General features: G+C 60.3%; 11 protein-coding genes and 1 pseudogene. 2 read left to right on the forward strand and 10 right to left on the reverse strand.

The window, feature by feature from the left end:
• Positions 1-79: 79 nt before the first annotated feature.
• The 6 genes and pseudogenes from AACP62_RS06670 to AACP62_RS06695 all read right to left on the reverse strand — a co-directional run bounded on the left by AACP62_RS06670 (position 80) and on the right by AACP62_RS06695 (position 7,189).
• A complete protein-coding gene (locus AACP62_RS06670) occupies positions 80-1,702 on the reverse strand; it encodes a type 2 periplasmic-binding domain-containing protein (protein ID WP_029677574.1) in 1,623 nt (540 codons plus the stop codon).
• Between the two features lie 98 nt (positions 1,703-1,800).
• Positions 1,801-2,472: a YesL family protein gene (locus AACP62_RS06675; protein ID WP_339347229.1), complete on the reverse strand. Its 672-nt coding sequence runs from the start codon at positions 2,470-2,472 to the stop codon at positions 1,801-1,803.
• Between the two features lie 85 nt (positions 2,473-2,557).
• Positions 2,558-3,478 carry a carbohydrate ABC transporter permease gene (locus AACP62_RS06680; RefSeq protein ID WP_253269646.1) on the reverse strand — a complete coding sequence of 307 codons (921 nt, stop codon included), beginning with the start codon at positions 3,476-3,478 and terminating at the stop codon, positions 2,558-2,560.
• A 34-nt stretch (positions 3,479-3,512) separates the two neighbouring features.
• Positions 3,513-4,397 (reverse strand): annotated as a pseudogene (locus tag AACP62_RS06685) (ABC transporter permease); the annotation flags it as partial.
• 396 nt (positions 4,398-4,793) lie between these two features.
• Positions 4,794-6,266 (reverse strand): glycoside hydrolase family 1 protein, encoded by a 1,473-nt coding sequence (locus AACP62_RS06690; protein ID WP_339347230.1) that lies wholly within the window; start codon positions 6,264-6,266, stop codon positions 4,794-4,796.
• A gap of 20 nt (positions 6,267-6,286) precedes the next feature.
• Positions 6,287-7,189, reverse strand: coding sequence for a TetR/AcrR family transcriptional regulator (locus AACP62_RS06695; protein ID WP_081708956.1), 903 nt, complete (start codon positions 7,187-7,189; stop codon positions 6,287-6,289).
• A 414-nt stretch (positions 7,190-7,603) separates the two neighbouring features.
• Here AACP62_RS06695 and AACP62_RS06700 point away from each other — a divergent pair, with 414 nt between their 5' ends.
• Complete coding sequence (locus AACP62_RS06700) at positions 7,604-10,105, forward strand: glycoside hydrolase family 94 protein (RefSeq protein ID WP_198178584.1); 2,502 nt, start codon at positions 7,604-7,606, stop codon at positions 10,103-10,105.
• Positions 10,106-10,181: 76 nt separating this feature from the next.
• Positions 10,182-11,009: an alpha/beta hydrolase gene (locus AACP62_RS06705; RefSeq protein ID WP_198178583.1), complete on the forward strand. Its 828-nt coding sequence runs from the start codon at positions 10,182-10,184 to the stop codon at positions 11,007-11,009.
• 122 nt (positions 11,010-11,131) lie between these two features.
• Here AACP62_RS06705 and AACP62_RS06710 read toward each other — a convergent pair whose 3' ends face one another.
• The 4 genes from AACP62_RS06710 to AACP62_RS06725 all read right to left on the reverse strand — a co-directional run bounded on the left by AACP62_RS06710 (position 11,132) and on the right by AACP62_RS06725 (position 17,720).
• Positions 11,132-12,880: an extracellular solute-binding protein gene (locus AACP62_RS06710; protein ID WP_198178582.1), complete on the reverse strand. Its 1,749-nt coding sequence runs from the start codon at positions 12,878-12,880 to the stop codon at positions 11,132-11,134.
• 126 nt (positions 12,881-13,006) lie between these two features.
• On the reverse strand, positions 13,007-14,053 hold the full coding sequence (locus AACP62_RS06715) for a LacI family DNA-binding transcriptional regulator (protein WP_044097610.1): 1,047 nt from the start codon (positions 14,051-14,053) through the stop codon (positions 13,007-13,009).
• A 36-nt stretch (positions 14,054-14,089) separates the two neighbouring features.
• Positions 14,090-16,129: a beta-galactosidase gene (locus AACP62_RS06720; RefSeq protein WP_198178581.1), complete on the reverse strand. Its 2,040-nt coding sequence runs from the start codon at positions 16,127-16,129 to the stop codon at positions 14,090-14,092.
• An 88-nt stretch (positions 16,130-16,217) separates the two neighbouring features.
• Positions 16,218-17,720, reverse strand: coding sequence for a glycoside hydrolase family 43 protein (locus AACP62_RS06725; protein WP_198178580.1), 1,503 nt, complete (start codon positions 17,718-17,720; stop codon positions 16,218-16,220).
• Positions 17,721-17,729: the final 9 nt, after the last annotated feature.

A 17,729-nucleotide genomic window follows, 5' to 3' on the forward strand; every position in this document is an offset into this window, starting at 1 on the left:
AGTTGGGCGGGCACGGGGTCCGACGAACCCTGGAGACCTTCCTTGAATCACTGGGGACCCCAGGGCACGTCCGCATCTGTCAATTCTTTGAGTAGTACTGGTCGTAGGCCTTCTGCACCAATTTGATGTTCTGATCCAAATTGGCCTTTTTCAGGGTCTGCACATAGTTGTCCCAATCCTGGTCCACACCACCCTTGGTCACCCACTGGGCGAACTTGGTCATAGCGGTGTTCATCAGGGTCGTGTTGTTATTCTGCATGGTGGTCTGATCCTCGGAGGAATACTTGAGAGCGCCTGGAATGACATCCAACTTGGGGTCCACATGGGACAGGGCCGGCTCAAGGGGCTGCTCCTGGCTCTTGACCTCCTCAAGATCTGCTGGCAGCTCGATCTTGAGATTGGGACGAATCCAGTAGGGAGAATCATCAGCCAGGGTCTCCGTCCACTTCCAGGTGGAGGGGTCCTTGCTGGAGTCAGCAGGCGGCAGGACCTTATAGGAGTCCGGCCCTGTCTTCTGCACGTCCGTGCCTAGGTCACCCCAGAGCATCTGCAGGGACATGTCCTGCCCATAGAAGGCGTTGGCCACCTTGATGGCGGTTTCCTTGTTCTTGCTCTTGGCCGAGACCACCAGTGCGAACTCGCTGTAGTCCAACCGGTCCCCCTGGGTGTCGTAGACCAGCTCATCCGGATTCTGGTCGGCCTTGGCCTTCAGCTGCGGCATGGCCACATACTGACTGGCCAACTTGTCGCCAAAGCGGTCGGAAGCCGTCCACCCCCAGGTGAAGCCGATTTTGGCCTTGTCGCCCTGTCCTCGTGCGGTGGACTGGGACTTGGAGTAGTCGTGGGTGAAAGCGTCCTTGGCGATCAACCCCTCACCCCAGAGCCTGTTGAGGAACTGGATCAGCTCCTTGTAGCGGTCATCGGTCAGGAAGGACTTGATCTTGCCCTTGTCGGCATAGTAGCCCTGGGTGCCACCTACCGACGTCACGATGCCTAGGCTCCCCAACAGGAGGGTGGGCTGATAGTCACCGAAGCCTCCGGTACCGGGAGACTGGAAGTCGAAGGGGATCTCGTCGGCTTGTCCGTTGCCATTGGGGTCCTTGGTCTTGAAGGCCTTGAGCACCTCCTCAAGCTCATCCCAGGTGGTCGGCACCTGCAGGCCCAGCTTGTCCAGCCACTGTTTGTTGATGTACATGTGGCTGACTGCCTTGGGCCAGATTCCCTTCTTGACGGCGGGCAGGATGTAGATCTTCCCGTCAGGCATGGAGACCACCTGCTTGGCCGTGGGGTCGGTCTTGAACATCTTCTTGACATTCGGCATCTTATCCAGGTCCTGGCTCAGATCCTCGAAGAGGGTGCTGTAAGTGGCTATGTCTGCCAGGTTGATCCCCTTGAGGATGAGGTCGGGCACATCGCCGGCCGCCAGCATGGCCTGCTTCTTCTGGTCCCAGTCCGAGCTGGCCTCCTGCCAATGGATTTCGCAGCCACACTCCTTCTCCAGCTGCTTGGGCCACTTCATCTTGGATATCTTCTTGGTCAATGGGTGCTTGGCCACGGCTATCGTGATAATCGGCTGGCCCTGGGCATTGGTGGTGGGTTCCTTGGAACCGCCGCAACCGGCCAGCATCATCGACATGGCCATCGTCATGGCCCCCACGGCCACCAGACGGTTTCTGAAACTGTGTTTCCCAAACGAACTCATGATTCGCTTCTCCTGTTCGACAGTGAACTTCTCTGCTTACCCCGGGCCCATGCACCAATCGCATCGATCCGGGCAATGTACTTAAAAGGACGAATCCGTCACTCTCCTTTCGTTGCCATCCCGCCCTGCGCGCCCTGGCGCATCCGGACGGAAAAACCATCGAGCCTGCCGTAGAACCAGACCGCTGACGACGACAGGAGGCAGGGCAGTGCAGGCCCGAAGACCACAGCCAGGCCAGGCCAGGACCAGCAGGCAAAGGCCATAAGGGCCAGGCCGAAAGCGAGAACCACACTCATCCAGGGGCGCGCCAGGACCATTTGAACGGACCTGACCAGGATCCAACCGACCCCCTGGTCGTAAAGGGCGAAGAGGACCCAGGACAGGGCAGTGGCGAGAATCAGGAAGACCATGAGGCAGAAGAGGATGCCGGAGACGAAAACCCCGACCCTGCCGGTCCGATGAAAGTTGACAATCCAATAATCCCCCAGCAGGAGGGCCCAGATGGCGGCCTGCCCCCAACCGAAGATGTTGGCCTCTCTGAGCTCCCTCTTCCACAGACGGTGGAAGGTCCGCCAGGTCTGAGCAATCCCCCACTCCCTGTCCTCATCTGTCAGCCACCTCCTGAAAACCCCGCAGGTCGCGGCCAGGGAGGGGAAGAAGCCTACCAGAACAAGCCCCATGATGGTATGTGCCAGGAGGGCCAGGTTCGTGATGAAGGTCACCAGGACCAAGCGGGCCGCCTGCTCGTATCCGAGGGCGAATCTGTGCATGCTTCCTCCTTCCCCGGGCACAGCCATAGCTGTCCGGCCCATACGTCTTGTCTTTGTTCCCCGTCAGTAGGACGGTCCGGTGCAATCAGCCCTTGATTGCCCCGATCATGACACCTTTGTTGAAGTACTTCTGTATGAAGGGGTAGATGACCAGGAGAGGTAGGGTGGAGACGATGATCACCCCGTACTTGATCTGATCAGCGAACTCCTGTCCGTATCCAGCGCCGGCTGTCGAGCCCGACCCTCCCTGGAAAGCTTGGTTGGACAGGAGGATGTCACGCAGGACGATCTGGAGTGGCTGCTTGTCGTAGGTGCGTATGTATACCAGACCGGTAAAGAAGTCATTCCAGTGCTGTACCAGGTAGTACAGGCCGATGACGGCGATGATCGCAGAACTCAGGGGGATGACAATCCGCGTAAAGTAGCGGAAGTACCCCACCCCGTCAATCTGAGCGGCATCGTGGAGGTCCTCGGGGATGGAGCTCTCGAAGAAGGACCGGGCGATGATCAGGTTGTAGACATTCAGGGCCTGGGGAATGACGAAGACCGCCCAGGAGTCCAGGAGGTCCAGCTGCTTGTAAAGAAGGTATGTGGGGATCAAACCGCCGTTGACGAACATGGTAATGGTGAAGAAGAGCATGATCAGGCGGCGCCACTTGAACTCGGGTCGGGAGAGGGCGAAAGCCGCCGGCATCGTGACCACCAAGTTCAAAACGGTGCCTGCCACAGTGTAAATCAACGTATTCCGGTAGCCGTTCCAGATTCTGTCATCCCCCAGAATCTGCTGGAAGCCATAGGCTGAAATGCCCTTGGGAAACCAGGTGACCTGGCCTGTATTGACCAGGGTCTGATCCGAGACCGAAGCGATGATGATGAACCAAATTGGATAGAGGATGGAGGCCACTATCAGTAGCAGGATGAGGACGATAATCAGGTCAGCCACCCAGTCTCCCAGCGTTCTGCCCCCAATCAGCCGTCTGACCCTGCGGGCCCCGGAGCGTGCCATATCTTGCGTGTTTTCCATTTTGTCTTCCTCCCCCTCAGAAGATGCCGGTATGAGACACCCTCCTGGAGATCTGATTGGCGATGACCAGGAAGACGAAATTAATGAGCATGTTGAATAGGCCGATAGCCGTGGAATATGAGAATTGATTTTGCAGAATGCCGATTTTGTAGGTGTAGGTCGATATGACTTCGGAGGCCGGCAGGTTCAGGGTGTTCTGCATGAGGAACACCTTTTCGAAGCCTACGTTGAGCACACCGCCCATGTTCAGGATCAGGAGGACGCCGGCGGTAGGCATTATGGCAGGTATATCGATGTAACGAATCAACTGGAAGCGGCCTGCCCCATCCATCTTGGCTGCCTCGTAGAGGGCCACGTCGACCGAACTGAGTGCGGCCAGGTAGATGATCGAGTTCCAGCCCATATGCTGCCAGACCTCGCTGATCCAGTAGATTGGCGTAAAGGTGCTGGGGTTCCCCATGAAGTTGGCATTGTCAATGTGAAGGAAGGAGAGGAAACGGGTGAGCAGACCCGTGGACGGGGTCAGGAAGAGATTGATCATGGCCACGATCACGACCGTAGATATGAAGTGCGGCATGTAAGTGATGGTCTGTACGAAGCTCTTGACCTTGGTGGAGTGGATCTGGTTGATCAGGAGAGCCAGGATGATGGGGGCGATGAAGCCCATGACCAGAGTCCACAGACTAATCCTGATCGTGTTAACCATGAGGGGCTTGAACATAGGTGAGGCGAAGAACTGCCTGAAATACTGGAAGCCCACCCAGTCGCCTCCGGTGAGGCCCTTGGTGAAATCATACTTCCTGAATGCCAGTTGAATGCCGTACATGGGGCCGTAGTTGAATACGGCCACAAACAGCATAGCTGGAAGCACCATGACCCATAAAGGCCAACAGCGCTTCAGGGAAGATTTATACCCCCCCCCCCCCCGCGAGAAAGGGTCTTATGCGCCTTGGCGGGTTTGGAGGAGGCGAGGCGCGCGGTTTTACCGGAAGTCTTGACCTGACGGTCGACTTCTTCATCGGTTCCGGTCATGCTCTGCCCTTCTATGACTAGTTTCGTTCCCATCCGGCTCAATCCTTGAACCTGGGGGAATCCATATCCGGCGACTATGCCGCTATGACAACGCAAGCTTATCTAACGTTGTAAAAAATGTCAATTCAGCCCTACATGCCGACGAGAAGAGCACCCCCCTCCGTCGGCATGATCAACCTGATTAAATGGTCAGGATCGGCAGTGCGGACCACCAATCGCACGCGGAGCCATTACCGATCGCAGACCAATCGATATCAGAGCTCTTTCAGATGGCACTGGCCTGCACAATCTGGGAGTAGCGCTTTCCCGAATCCTTCCAGATCCGCTCCTGAGTGTCATAGTCGACCCTGATCAACCCAAAGCGCTTGGTGTAGCCCAGGGCCCACTCAAAGTTGTCCAGCAGGGACCAGGCGAAGTAGCCGGTAACCCGAGCCCCGGCCTGAATGGCCCTGGCCACGGCCTTGACATGCTCTTCCAGATAGGCTACCCGCTTGGGGTCGTGAACGATCTTTCCGCTGGGCGCGTCCGGATCCCGACTGACCTGATCATCCCAGGCGGAACCGTTCTCGGTCACCATGAGTTCTATGTCGGGGAAACGTCGGCCCAGCTCGACCAGCACATCAGTCAAACCCTTAGGTTCCTGATTCCAACCCATCCCTGTCAGCTCCCCCTGCGGGGCCAGTCCCTCCACGCCATCCTGGGCCGGCATGGCGTTGGCATGACGATCGACCAGCTTGCCCTCGGGACCGACCGACGCATCGGCGGATTCATCATCAGCCTTCCTGGCCTTTACATAGGTCGTGGCGTAGTAGTTCAGTCCAAGGACATCAAGGGGCTGATGAATGGTCTCTAGGTCACCATCCTGCACGAAGCGCCAGTCGGTATCCTCCCCTGCCGCCTGACTGACACCTTCCGGATAGACACCTTCCAGCATGGGGGCCAGAAAGACTTCGTTGGCGAAGAGATCGGCCCTCTTCTTGGCGGCTAGGTCCTCCGGGCTGTCAGAGGCCGCCCGGGTCACCTGAAGGTTGAGGGTGACCGAGAGCTGGGCAGCCTGACCGACCTGGGCCCTGATGGCCTGGCAGGCCAGGCCATGGGCCAGGTTCAGATGATGAACGGCGGACAGGGCCTGGTCGTAGTCCTTGATCCCTGGGGCATGGGCCCCGTTCCCATAGCCCAGATAGGCCGCACACCAGGGCTCGTTCAAGGTGGTCCAGGTGTCCACCCGGTCGCCGAAGGAGGCCGCCAGAGCGGAGGCGTAGTCGCCAAAACGGAGGGCTGTGTCCCTGCTGGGCCAGCCGCCTTCATCCTGTAGGTACTGGGGAAGATCCCAGTGATATAGGGTGACGACGGGCCTGATTCCATTGTCGCGCAGCATATCAAGGACCTTCAGGTAGTGATCCAGCCCGGCCTGGTTCACCGGACCATCAGCCCTGGGAAAAATACGGGACCAGGATATGGACATGCGGTAGGCACCGACACCCATCTGCTTCATCAGGGCTATGTCCTGCGGGTAGCGATGATACTGATCGCAGGCCACATCACCGTTGGACCCGTCGACTACCACGCCCGGCCGGGCGCAATATGTGTCCCAGATGGAATCCGTCCTGCCGTCCTCATGTGCCGCCCCTTCCACCTGGAAGGCTGCCGTGGCCGTTCCCCAGGTGAAATCGGACGGGAAGATGAACTTGCTCTCTTGGCCCATGCCAATCCTCTCTTTCGTTTCTTTCATATCCATGGCGCTATTCTCTCCTGCAGTCATTTGCTGTCCCCCGGCCGTTGGACGTCCTCGGTGGCCGCTGTCCCACCGGAGGGGTCGTCTGGACGTAGCCGCTGGTCCTGCACCGCCGGTCCTCCACCCGTAATAAGGCCGTAGGAGGCCAGGCATTCTTCTGAGTCCGGGTCGATGTCACTGGGGTCCATGAACCCATGCCACTTCTCCTGGGGGAAGAGCTCATCGGAGAAGGCAAGCCACTCGGCCACCAGGTCGGCTGACCCGTCCGCCAGCCAGCGGTATTGCAGGCCATCCATGGCCGACATGCACAGCACCCACATGTGGTGGAAGCGGTCAAGGTCGTACCCTCTGGGCAGGCACCAGTTCAGTGACTTGATGGTCTGCCAAAACTTCTGGTTTCGGCCTATGAAATAGCGGTGGGCCGGGTGCGAGGGGCTGAGAGCCTCTCCGTTCAAGATGGAGAAGAGCTTGACCATCTCCGGCCTGCGGGCATTGAAAATGACGTTGTTGGCGCAGAACCGAGGGAAGAAGAGAAGGTTGTGTCCGTCCGCATCCGTCCCCGTGCAGGTCGTGTAGATGAACTCGTCGGCCTCAGGGGAATCATAGGCCTGCTCCATGACCATCCTGAACAGGTCGTTCTTGGAGTCGATGTAATGATAGAGGGCGGCCTCGGTGATGCCCACCTGATCGGCCACGTCCTGCAGGGACATCCCCCAAAAGCCCTTGGCGGCAATCACCTTGACGGCCGCCTTGACAATCTGTTCCTTGCGCTCATCGGCGGTCATGCGCTTGCGCCGGGGGAAGCCCTTGCCAGTAAAGACCTGACGGGCACGAGGGTTCTCCGAGAAGGTGGACCCGACCGTCGGACCGGATCCGGTGACACTTTTTCCTGCCCGGTACTGGTTCCAATCCTCTACGCCAGTCATGAACCCCCCTTACTCAGGCACTTGGCGGGTGGTGGGATCCTGTCTCTTTACAGTGCCGCCCGCCCCTGCGGGTCCCCATCATGACTGCAGGCGGCTCCAATCTGCCCAACCTTTGGGGTTCCGGCCTATTGGAAGCCACATGAGTTCAACCATTATAGGGAATCCGCACACGCTTATCTATAGGTTTATTAATTAATGCTATCATCTTAGTCAAACGATAATACAAACGCGGGTCGCAAGCCTTAGCAGTCTTTCCCGAAATGGGGCACGATTCCGGCAGCTATTCCTATCAGGCACTGCTGCTTTCAAGGGGTTGTGACGCCTCGGGACAGTCCGGAAGGGCCGCCTACGGCCTGCCCAACCGGCCCCAACCCGACGGGGCTGGGCCAAGGTTGCATTGAGGATAGGGAGAACATGCAATACGGTCATTTTGACGACGCAGCCAGAGAGTATGTCATCGACACACCCGCCACCCCGCTGCCCTGGATCAACTATCTGGGCAACCAGGACTTCTTCTCCCTCATTTCCAATACAGGCGGTGGCTATTCCTTCTACAAAGATGCCAAGCTCCAGAGGATAACCCGCTACCGCTATAACGGGGTACCTGCCGACAACGGCAGCCGCAGCTACTACCTGAGCCTTATGGATCGGGACAACCCAGAGTCCGCCCCCCTGGCCACCTGGTCGCCCACCTTCCTGCCCTCCAGGACTCCCCTGGACCGGTACAGCTGCCGTCAGGGGATCGGATATACCATTTTCGAATCCTCATATAAGGGCATCGATACAGTCATGACCGCCTTCGTCCCCGTGGATGCCGATGCCGAAATCAACCGTTTGAAAATCAGGAACACCACCGACTCCCCCATCCTTCTGGATGTGACCGGCTGTGTTGAGTGGTGCCTGTGGAACGCCGTGGACGACTCCAGCAACTTCCAGCGCAACCTGTCTACGGGCGAAGTGGAGGTCGAGCAGGGATCGGAAGCCACCCTTCTCTACCACAAGACCGAGTACAAGGAACGCCGAAACCATTACGCCTTCTTCGGGGTCAACCAGCCCACCTGCGGGTTCGACACCAGCCGGGACGAGTTCCTGGGTAAGTTCAACGGCTGGGACACCCCCGAAGCCATCACCGAGGGCAGAGCCCGCAACTCCGTGGCACACGGCTGGTTCCCTATAGCCGCCAACAGGGTCAGGCTATCCCTGGACCCCGGCCAGGAGGAGAGCCTGGTATTCATCCTGGGCTATGTCCAGCTGCCCAAGGAGGACAAGTGGGAGGACCCCGATGACCCTGCCAAGGTGGGAATCATCAACAAGAAGCCCGCACACGCCCTCTTCGACCGATTCAGAAGGGACGACCAGGTCGACCAGGCCTTCGCCGACCTCAAGGCCTACTGGGCCGATCTCCTGGGCCGGTTCACCCTGGACAGCGGCGACCCCCGCCTGGATCGGATGGTCAACATATGGCACCAGTACCAGTGCATGGTCACCTTCAACCTTTCGCGTTCGGCCTCCTATTTCGAATCAGGCACAGGGAGGGGGATGGGCTTCCGCGACTCCAACCAGGATCTCCTGGGCTTTGTCCACCTGATCCCCGACCGCGCCCGTCAGCGCATCATCGACATCGCCTCAACCCAGCTGGAGGATGGGTCGGCCTGGCACCAGTACCAGCCTCTGACCAAAAGGGGGAACGCCGACATTGGCGGCGGCTTCAACGACGACCCCCTCTGGCTGGTGGCCGGCACCTACGCCTACCTGGCCGAGACCGGGGATTCCTCCATCCTGGAGGAGCCCGTCCCCTTCAACAATGTGGCAGGGACCGAGAAACCCCTCCTGGAACACCTGCGCCGGTCGATCGGGTTCACAATGAACCACATGGGCCCGCATGACCTCCCCCTGATCGGACGGGCCGACTGGAACGACTGCCTTGACCTCAACTGCTTCTCCGATACACCAGGAGAGAGTTTCCAGACTGTCGAAAACAATGACACAGGTGTGGCTGAGTCGGTCCTGATCGGAGGCATGTTCGTCCTCTATGCCGGCCACTACGCCGACATCCTGGACCATTACGGGACGGATTGCGGGATGGACAGGGATGCTGTGGCCCAGGAGACCGCCTCGGTCCGCCAGGCCATCGAGAAGATGACCCATACCGTGGAGGAGGCCGGCTGGGACGGCCAGTGGTTCCTCAGGGCCTACGACGCTTACTCCCGTCCCGTCGGCTCCCACACTGACACCGAAGGGCAGATCTACATCGAACCCCAGGGGATGTGTGTAATGGCCGGTATCGGTCTCGATGACGGCAAGGCCCGACAGGCCCTGACCTCGGTCAAGGAGAGGCTGACCTCCTCCTGGGGAACGGCCATTCTGGCCCCCGCCTATTCCACCTACCGAATCGAACTAGGCGAGATCTCTTCCTACCCCAGGGGGTACAAGGAGAATGGTGGCGTCTTCTGCCACGTCAACCCCTGGATCTCCATAGCCAACGCCATGGTCGGCGATGACGAAGAGGCCTTCGCGGTCTACAGACGCACCTGCCCCGCCTACCTGGAGGAGAAGTCCGACATCCGCAAGGTGGAGCCCTACGTCTACTGCCAGATGGTGGCCGGTCCTGAGTCTCCCACCCCCGGCGAGGGAAAGAACTCATGGCTGACAGGCACGGCCGCCTGGTCCTTCGTGGATGTCTCCCAGTATCTGCTGGGGGTCAGGCCCACCTTGGACGGACTGGCTATCGAACCCCACCTGCCCGCCGAATTCAACGAACTGACCGTCGGCAGGACCTGGAGGGGGGTCACCTATCGAATTTCCATGAAGCGGACTGGAAGGCGTTCGGTCAGCCTGGACGGCCACGAACTGAGTAGCGGGATGGTACCACCCCAGACAAGCGAGAATCCGGTGAACGTGACCGTGACCTTCTGAGGGGTCGCCGAGTCACCTGGTGATTTACAATGAGCCATGGCCTGAGGGCCCTAACTATCGAAGAGGATGAGAGCAGATGCAGTATTTTGAGCAGGAGATTGAGGGGATTGACGGCAGCCGGGCCAAATTCGTCGGCTACAGCTTGGACAACAGCGAGGAGGTATTGCCGGACCGGGTTCGCCCATCAGTCCTGGTCATCCCCGGAGGCGGCTATGAAATGACCTCGGACAGGGAGGCCGAACCCATCGCCGTACAGTTCCTAGCGGCTGGTTGCAATGCCTTCGTCCTACGCTATTCCTGCTGGCCCTCCGTGTACCCGACAGCCCTGGTCGAAGCGGCCGAAGCCATGAAGCGCATCCGTGAGCACGCCGACCAGTGGCACGTGGACCCCAAGGCCATCAGCATCATGGGCTTCTCAGCCGGTGGCCACCTGGCAGCCAACCTGGCCACAACCGCCGGAGACCAGGACCTCCGGGCCCACGGCTACGACCCCGATGCCGTCCGCCCCGACGGCCTCATGCTGGGCTATCCGGTCATCACCTCCGGTCCCCTCGCTCACCGAGGGAGCATCGACCACCTCCTGGGCGACAAGAAGGAGGACCCTACGGCCCTGGAGGCGGTCTCCATCGAGAAGCACATAGACAGCAAGACCCCACCCGTATTCGTCTGGCACACCATGGAGGATGGTCTGGTCCCTCCGGAGAACACCCTCATGCTGGTAGAAGCATGCAAGCAGGCCGGGGTCAGCGTGGAAGCCCACCTCTTCCCCCATGGAGGCCACGGTCTGGGCCTGGGGACCGAAGAGACCGCCTGGCAGGGAACCAATGGAATCGAGCCCTGCGTGCAGATCTGGCCCCGTCTCGCGGCTGCCTGGATCAAGCGGACCTTCAGGGGGCAGGAGTAGCCGACCGTCTGACTCTTGCTCACACCCCAAGAAGGTGACAAGTCCCTGCCATCCACATTCTCCAGGATTCCGATCCTGCAATCAAGAACCGGAATTCTGGGGCCGCATCGGATGAGCCGGGCTTACTTCCGATCGGCATACTGCTTCTCGATCGCCTTGCGCGCCGAGAAGAGACTATGGGTGTTATCCATGTCCACTTGATAGACCTTCTGGAAGCCCAGCCCGTCCACGTTCTTCACCATGGAGGACCAGACCGAGTCGAACCCTTCGTCATCCTTGGCGAAGACGGCCTGCCAGCAGCCGTTAACCACTGCGGTCTTGACCTGTCCCCGGATGGTCGAGATAACGGAGGACTCCTTGGGGGTGGAATAGCTGGCCCCGGGTATCACAGCCAGCTTCTTCGCTTTCTCCAAATACTCCATCGTGGTGCGGGCACCGCCCATGTGCGCCTGCCAGTCCCTGTCGAGGGCCGTGGTCCGCTTGTCCAGTTCCGAATCCCACATCTGATAGTTGTAGGGGGCTTTAGTGGCGGGATCCAACCCCTTGTTCAGGACCGTGTTGACATTGAGTTGGGAGGCCCCATCCGTGTAGCCCCCTCCCCCGTATTCCTCGGGGACGTTTACCTTCTCACCGGACAGAGCTTTGACACCGAAATCCGTCAGGACCGGTCGGCCTCCCTCTACCTTCCAGGTCAGCCCCTTGAGCCCGGCGGCTCCGTTGGTCTGGGAGCCGGAGGCCTGTATGCCATCCGGTGAATAAAGCCAGTCGATGAATCTAACCAGGCGGGCCTTGTTCTTCGCCTTGGCCCCAACCCCGATGAAAGTAGAGGTCCCGTTGGGCTGCGCCCCCTTGGAGGCGATCTTCATGTCGTCTATGGAGAGCATCATGAACCCCTTCCCCTCTTGCCTGTGGGTCTCGGTGTTGTAGGCTGCCTGCCCCAGCCAGGGCCAGAAGGAGAAGAGAATCTTGCCCTGCTGGTACTTGGCGAACATGGTGTCGTAGTTCTGCGTGGTGGAATCGGGATCGACCAGACCCATCCTCTGCGCCTTGTTGAAGAATTTCAGGGCCCTGACATAAATCCCGTCCGGGGCGATTAGGGACTGGGCATCCGACCCGTCGGCATTGCTCATCACATATCCGGTTCCCTCGGCATAACCGTAGAAGGCTGGCAACTGGAAGCCGTTTTGCATGGCTTGATCGTCCCAGTCCTTGAAGAGACTCAGGGCGTAGATGTCCTTGCGGCCGGTCTCCTGACGGGCTCTCTCCTGCATCTTCTCAAGGACAGGCAGAAGATCCTCCAGGGTGGCGACCTTGGGGTAGCCGACCTCCTTGTAGTAGTCCCATCTGACGAAGGGGCCGAAGGTGGGCTCCACCCCCTCACTGGGCTCCGTAGGCGAGAGGGCCGAGACGGAGATAGGGATTCCCCAGGTACCGTCCTTACGGCCGACATCGGCCCTGAGCTGATCCATGGCCCCCTGATAGGCCTTAAGGTGTTTGGCATCTTTCATATAAGGGGTCAGATCGGCCACCAGGCCCGCCTTGACCACCTTCTTGGCCTGACCGCCGTTGGAGCCTATGACCACCAGGTCACCCAAATTGCCAGCAGCAGAACGGGTGTCGAAAAGCGTGTTGCCACCGCCTGCCACGTTGGGGGCCACGATATTGAGGGTGATGTTGAACTTGTCCTTTACCAGTTTGGCGAACCAACCCTTTTGCTTGCCCTGATAGTTGGCCAGTTGGTCGAAGACCTCCACCGTCATCGATGCTCCGTCGTCAACCCCCTCGGCCTCCGATTCGCCACCCGATCCACAGGCCCCCACGGTCATCGAGATTGCCAGGGTGGCCAGAAGGGCCATCGGCCTGGTCCACATCTTCGACTTCCTCGTCTTTTGACTGTGCATATCTACCTCGCTTCCATCACGAGCCATACGCCATGGCCTCATCGCCATGCAAGAACGCACTGATTAGCATAAAAGGGACTGAAGCGTGGGAACGAATCATTTCGAAGGATTTCGACAGTTCCCGGACCTGACCGGAGACCTGACCGAACCCCGGTCCAGGTATGTGACCGGGATCAACTCCTTGATTCCCCTGCCTGGCCTGGGGCGTCTTCCCTCCACCATCTCGACCAGGACATCGACGGCACGGCCGCACGCCAGGTAAGGGCGCAGGGGGATTTCGTCCAGAGGCGGGTCCAACACGGCCCCTTTGCCGAAGGAGCCCAACTGGATGACCGACATGGCCGATCCAACTGGTCTGCCGACAGCAGCCAGGGCTCTTGTCAGGTTGAACATTCCCATAGTGTCCACCTGTCCCAGAACGGCCGAGATCTCCGGATCAACGGCCAGAGCGCGACATACAAGGCTTTTCATGGGACGAGCCCCCTCACCGTCGAGGTACTCCTCCGTCACAGCTACATGGGCACCGGCGGCCGATGACCTGACCGCCTTCCTGGTCCGGACCAGGAAATTAACGCCCTCCTCGTAGGCATCGGGGTCGGCCCCCAGGAAGAGGAGGTGGGTGTGGCCGGCCGCGACCATACGGTGGACGGCCAGACGGCCCATCTGCTCGAAGTCCAGATCCACCGCGTAGGCCCCGTCCAGGCTGTCCGGACAACCGAGGGACACCACGGGAACCCGTGAGTAAGCGGCCAGTGCGGTACGTGGGTCGTCCACCGTCACATCCATCAGGAGGATTCCGTCCACTTGGCCTGAATCCGCCAGACCAGCCAGGTCCTCATCCTCACCCATAAGGGCCAGGATGTCATACCCGCGCAGATGGGAACGCCGGGCCACCCCGAAGAAGTAAGGCGACCAATCCCCGTAGACCGTCCGCTCGTCCATGGGTGAGCTCAGGGCAAGGATCCTGGTCTCTCCACCCCGGGCCAGGCGTCCATGCGACCGGGGGGCATAGCCCAGTTCGCGGGCGGCCTGCATGACCCTGGCCCTGGTAGAGGCGCTAACCGACCGTTTCCCACTTATGGCATAGGAGACGGTGCTGATGGAGACGCCGACTCGTGCGGCCACCTCCTTGATGCCAGCCATAACAGGACCTGGATACTCAGGTTCGCCGTTAGCCGGTCAGGCCAGCGCGACCAGAGCCACCCCGTAGGGGGGCAGATCCAGTGGGCCAGACACCCGACCTCCTGCAAGGAGGTCCTCACCTCCCCTCAGGAGGGGAAGGTCGGCGGTAATTGGCGAGCGGGCCGAGTTGATCACGATGGCATACCGGGTCCCGTCATCCGATTGGCGGACGGAAAGGCTGACATCCTTGGGAGTGTCGACCGCAGGAAGCCCAAGGCTGTCAACAATGGGATCCATGAAGGCTTCCATGCCAGCCTCGTCCAGGGGGGTGCCAACGAAGTAGGCCTTCCCCCTGCCGAAATCGTTCACCGTCAAGGCCGGACTACCGGCGTAGAAGTCGCCACCCCCGTAGGAGGCAAGGGGCTTGGCTCCCTCGCAATGAATCAGGCTGGCCACGATCTGACCGGCAGGCTGGCCGTCAACAGCTGCCAGACCTTCCACCGGTATGGTTTCATCAGGCGCCAGGGCATCGATCTCCTCGACCCAGACCCCGGTCAGCCTCCTTAGAACACCCGGGTACCCACCTGGAACCACCAGGTCGCGTTCGTCATGGATACCGGCCATATAGCCGGTGACGAAGGTGCCCCCATCGGACACATAGGACTCCAGGTGGTCTGCCACATCGGGCAATAGGGAGATCAGGGCCGGGGCCAGGACCAGGTCATACTTCTTCAGGGTCTCGACCGAGGACGTGCTGGGTATGAAGTCCACGGCCAGGTTGCGGCGGTAGAGAGGGCGGTAGAAGCGGTGGACCTCCTGGGGGTAGGAAAAGCCTGTCGTGGGGCCCACGCAACCTTCCAGGGACCAGTAGCTCTGCCAGTCGAACATGATGGCCACCCTGGCCACCACTCGGCTACCCATGAGACGGGCCCCCACCCGATCCAGCTCGGCACCCAGGGCAGCGGTCTCCTTGAAGACTCGGGATTCCTCACTACCGCTGTGGTCTATGACGGCCCCATGAGTGCGCTCACAGCCGCCCAGGGACTGTTTCATCTGGAAGAACTGCACCGTGTCGGCCCCATGAGCCACGGCCTGCCAACTGAGCTTGCGGACCTCGCCGGGCCGCTTGACCTTGCAGAAGGGGAACCAGCCCTGTTGATTGGGCGTCTGCTCCATCAGCATGAAGGGACGGCCACCGCCCACCCCCCGCATAAGGTCGTGGGACATTGCGGTGAAGCTGGGTGGGGTGTCCATGCCCGGATAGTTGTCCCAGCTAACCAGGTCCATCTGCTGGGCCCACTCGAAGTAGTCCAGGTCCTTGAAAGTCCCCATCAGGTTGGTGGTGATCGGCGTGGAACCGTCGTGGCGGCGGATGGCGTCGCGCTCATTGGTGAAGCAGGCCAGCTGTGCCTGCTCCTGGAAACGGCGGTAATCCATCTGCAACCCGGAGATCACACACTTGTTCTCACCGATCCCATCCCCGTAGGTCACAGGTGGAACCACGTCATCCCAGTCGTAGATGGTGTGGCTCCAGAAGTTGGCGTACCAGGCCTGGTTGAGGGCCTGGATCGTACCGTACTTGTCCTTCAGCCAGACACGGAAGGCTCGGGCACAGCCCTCGCAGTAACACAAGCCGCCGCCACCGCCGTACTCGTTGCCCACATGCCAGGCCACCAGGCCCGGGGTGTCGGCGTAGCGTTCGGCCAGGTGGCCTGCCAAAGCCCCGGAAGCCTGTCGGAAGTATTCACTGGTGGGGCAGAAGTTGTGTCGCCCACCGAAAACGCGATGCCTGCCCTCCTGGTCGGTCCGGATCACCTCTGGGTGGGTCCTGACCATCCAGGCAGGCAGGGCCGCCGTACCTGTGGCCATGACGATGTTGAACCGGTGCTTGACCAGGAGGGCCACAATCTTATCCAGCATGGAGAAGTCATATTTGTCTTCCGAAGGCTGCAGGAGGGCCCAGGAGAAGACGTTGATGGTGGCCTCGTTGATGTGGGCATCCTCGAGTTTTTCGATGTCCTGTTCCCAGGTGTCCTCCGGCCATTGTTCCGGATTCCAATCGCCCCCGAACAGGAAGCTGCTGAAAGTGGGTTTCATGATCGATCTCCTTCAGGTCGTCCGACGGGCACCAGATGGCACCATAGCGGGCGACTTCTCTTGTTGTTTTTGCGAACGAACAGATTGCTCAGACCCGGTAGGCCACCGGATCGAAGGTAACTCGTCCGGAACCGTGGGCGTAGACCCCCAGAAGGATTCCGGTGAAGCCACCGGCATTGGTGAAGCTGAGGACCTTGCCCGGGGCATGACCCAGGTCGTGACCCCCGTCCCGACCCACAGCACGAAAGGCGTAGCCCATCTCGTCCCCCCTGATCTGAAGACCTATGGGTGCCCCAGCAGGCAGGTCTGCGGACCCCACCAGGCTGACCAGGCCGGCGTTGTGTACCTGGACCTGGACATGCACCAGACCATCCCGCGCAGGTTCCACCGACAGATCCATGTAATGGCCGGCATTGGCGTAGACGGCCAATCCGGCCTGGCCATAAGTCAACTGGGCCGGATCGGGGAGGGCGGCCTCGAAGCTGCAGCGGAAATCTGTCTGCCGGGTTCCGATCATGGGCGCCCCGTCATCCAGGCCGAAGTCATGGCCGGCGGCCTCCACGCGTATGCGGGCCGCCGTCGGGTCACTCGAACCGGTCACGCTGAAACGACCAGCGCTGTCCAGGGAGGGGGTGATCCAGTCAATCTGATCCTCAAGTGCATCCCCCTTGCCCAGAAGGGGCACATCGTAGGATTGATCGGCCAAGGTGGGCCAGCCATCCTGCCAATCGAACCAGACCGCATAGGACTCCCTGCCCAGCCAGCCCTGGGCAGGATACTCATGGTTGTTCCGCGTTCCGTGGAAGACCATCAGGGTGCGGTCCTCATCGAATCCGGCGCAGTCGCAGTGGCCGATGGCCTGAAGGGTCAGGTGGGTACTCCGGTTGGTGATCAGTGGGTTGCCCGGACACATCTCGTAGGGGCCTGTGGGGGAGGCGGAACGGGCCATGTTCTCCATGTGGCCAGCCTCGGTGCCCCCCTCCGCCCACATCAGATAGTAGAGGCCATCCCTCTTGTACATGTGAGGCCCCTCAGGGTTTGCCCCGGTGGTCCCTCCGCAAATCCTCTCCCTCTTAGTCAGGACGGTCCCCGTACCCACATCCAGGCGGGACAGGTAGATACCGGGGACCTCCCTCCTGCCTTCCTGGTCAACCTGGTCGCTTTCATTGCCGCAGATGTAGACGGTTCCATCGTCATCGAAGAGCAGGGTGGGGTCGATACCAGGCCACCCCTTGATCCACAGAGGATCGAACCATCCCTGGTGGGGATCCGGCGTGGTCATGATCATGGTCCCCTTGTTGACGTTGGTGACGATCAGGTAGAACAGGCCGTCATGCCAGCGCAGGGTGGGAGCATAGATGCCCCCGCTGTTGCCCATGCCCTCGCAGGGGAACTGGGAGGGGCGGTCCATGGCGTTCCCCACCAGGGCCCAATGCTTCCCGTCGCCACTCTCGTATATGGGCAAGCCCGGGAAATACTCGAAGGAGCTGTTGACCAGGAAGTAGCGGCCCGAAGGGGCCCGGCAGATAGTCGGGTCCGGGTGGAATCCCGACGCGATCCGACGGGCGGGTTTGCAGTTGAACAGGGTCATCGCGGCACC

It is taken from the genome of Bifidobacterium apis, from assembly GCF_036986835.1.
GTDB lineage: Bacteria > Actinomycetota > Actinomycetes > Actinomycetales > Bifidobacteriaceae > Bombiscardovia > Bombiscardovia apis_A.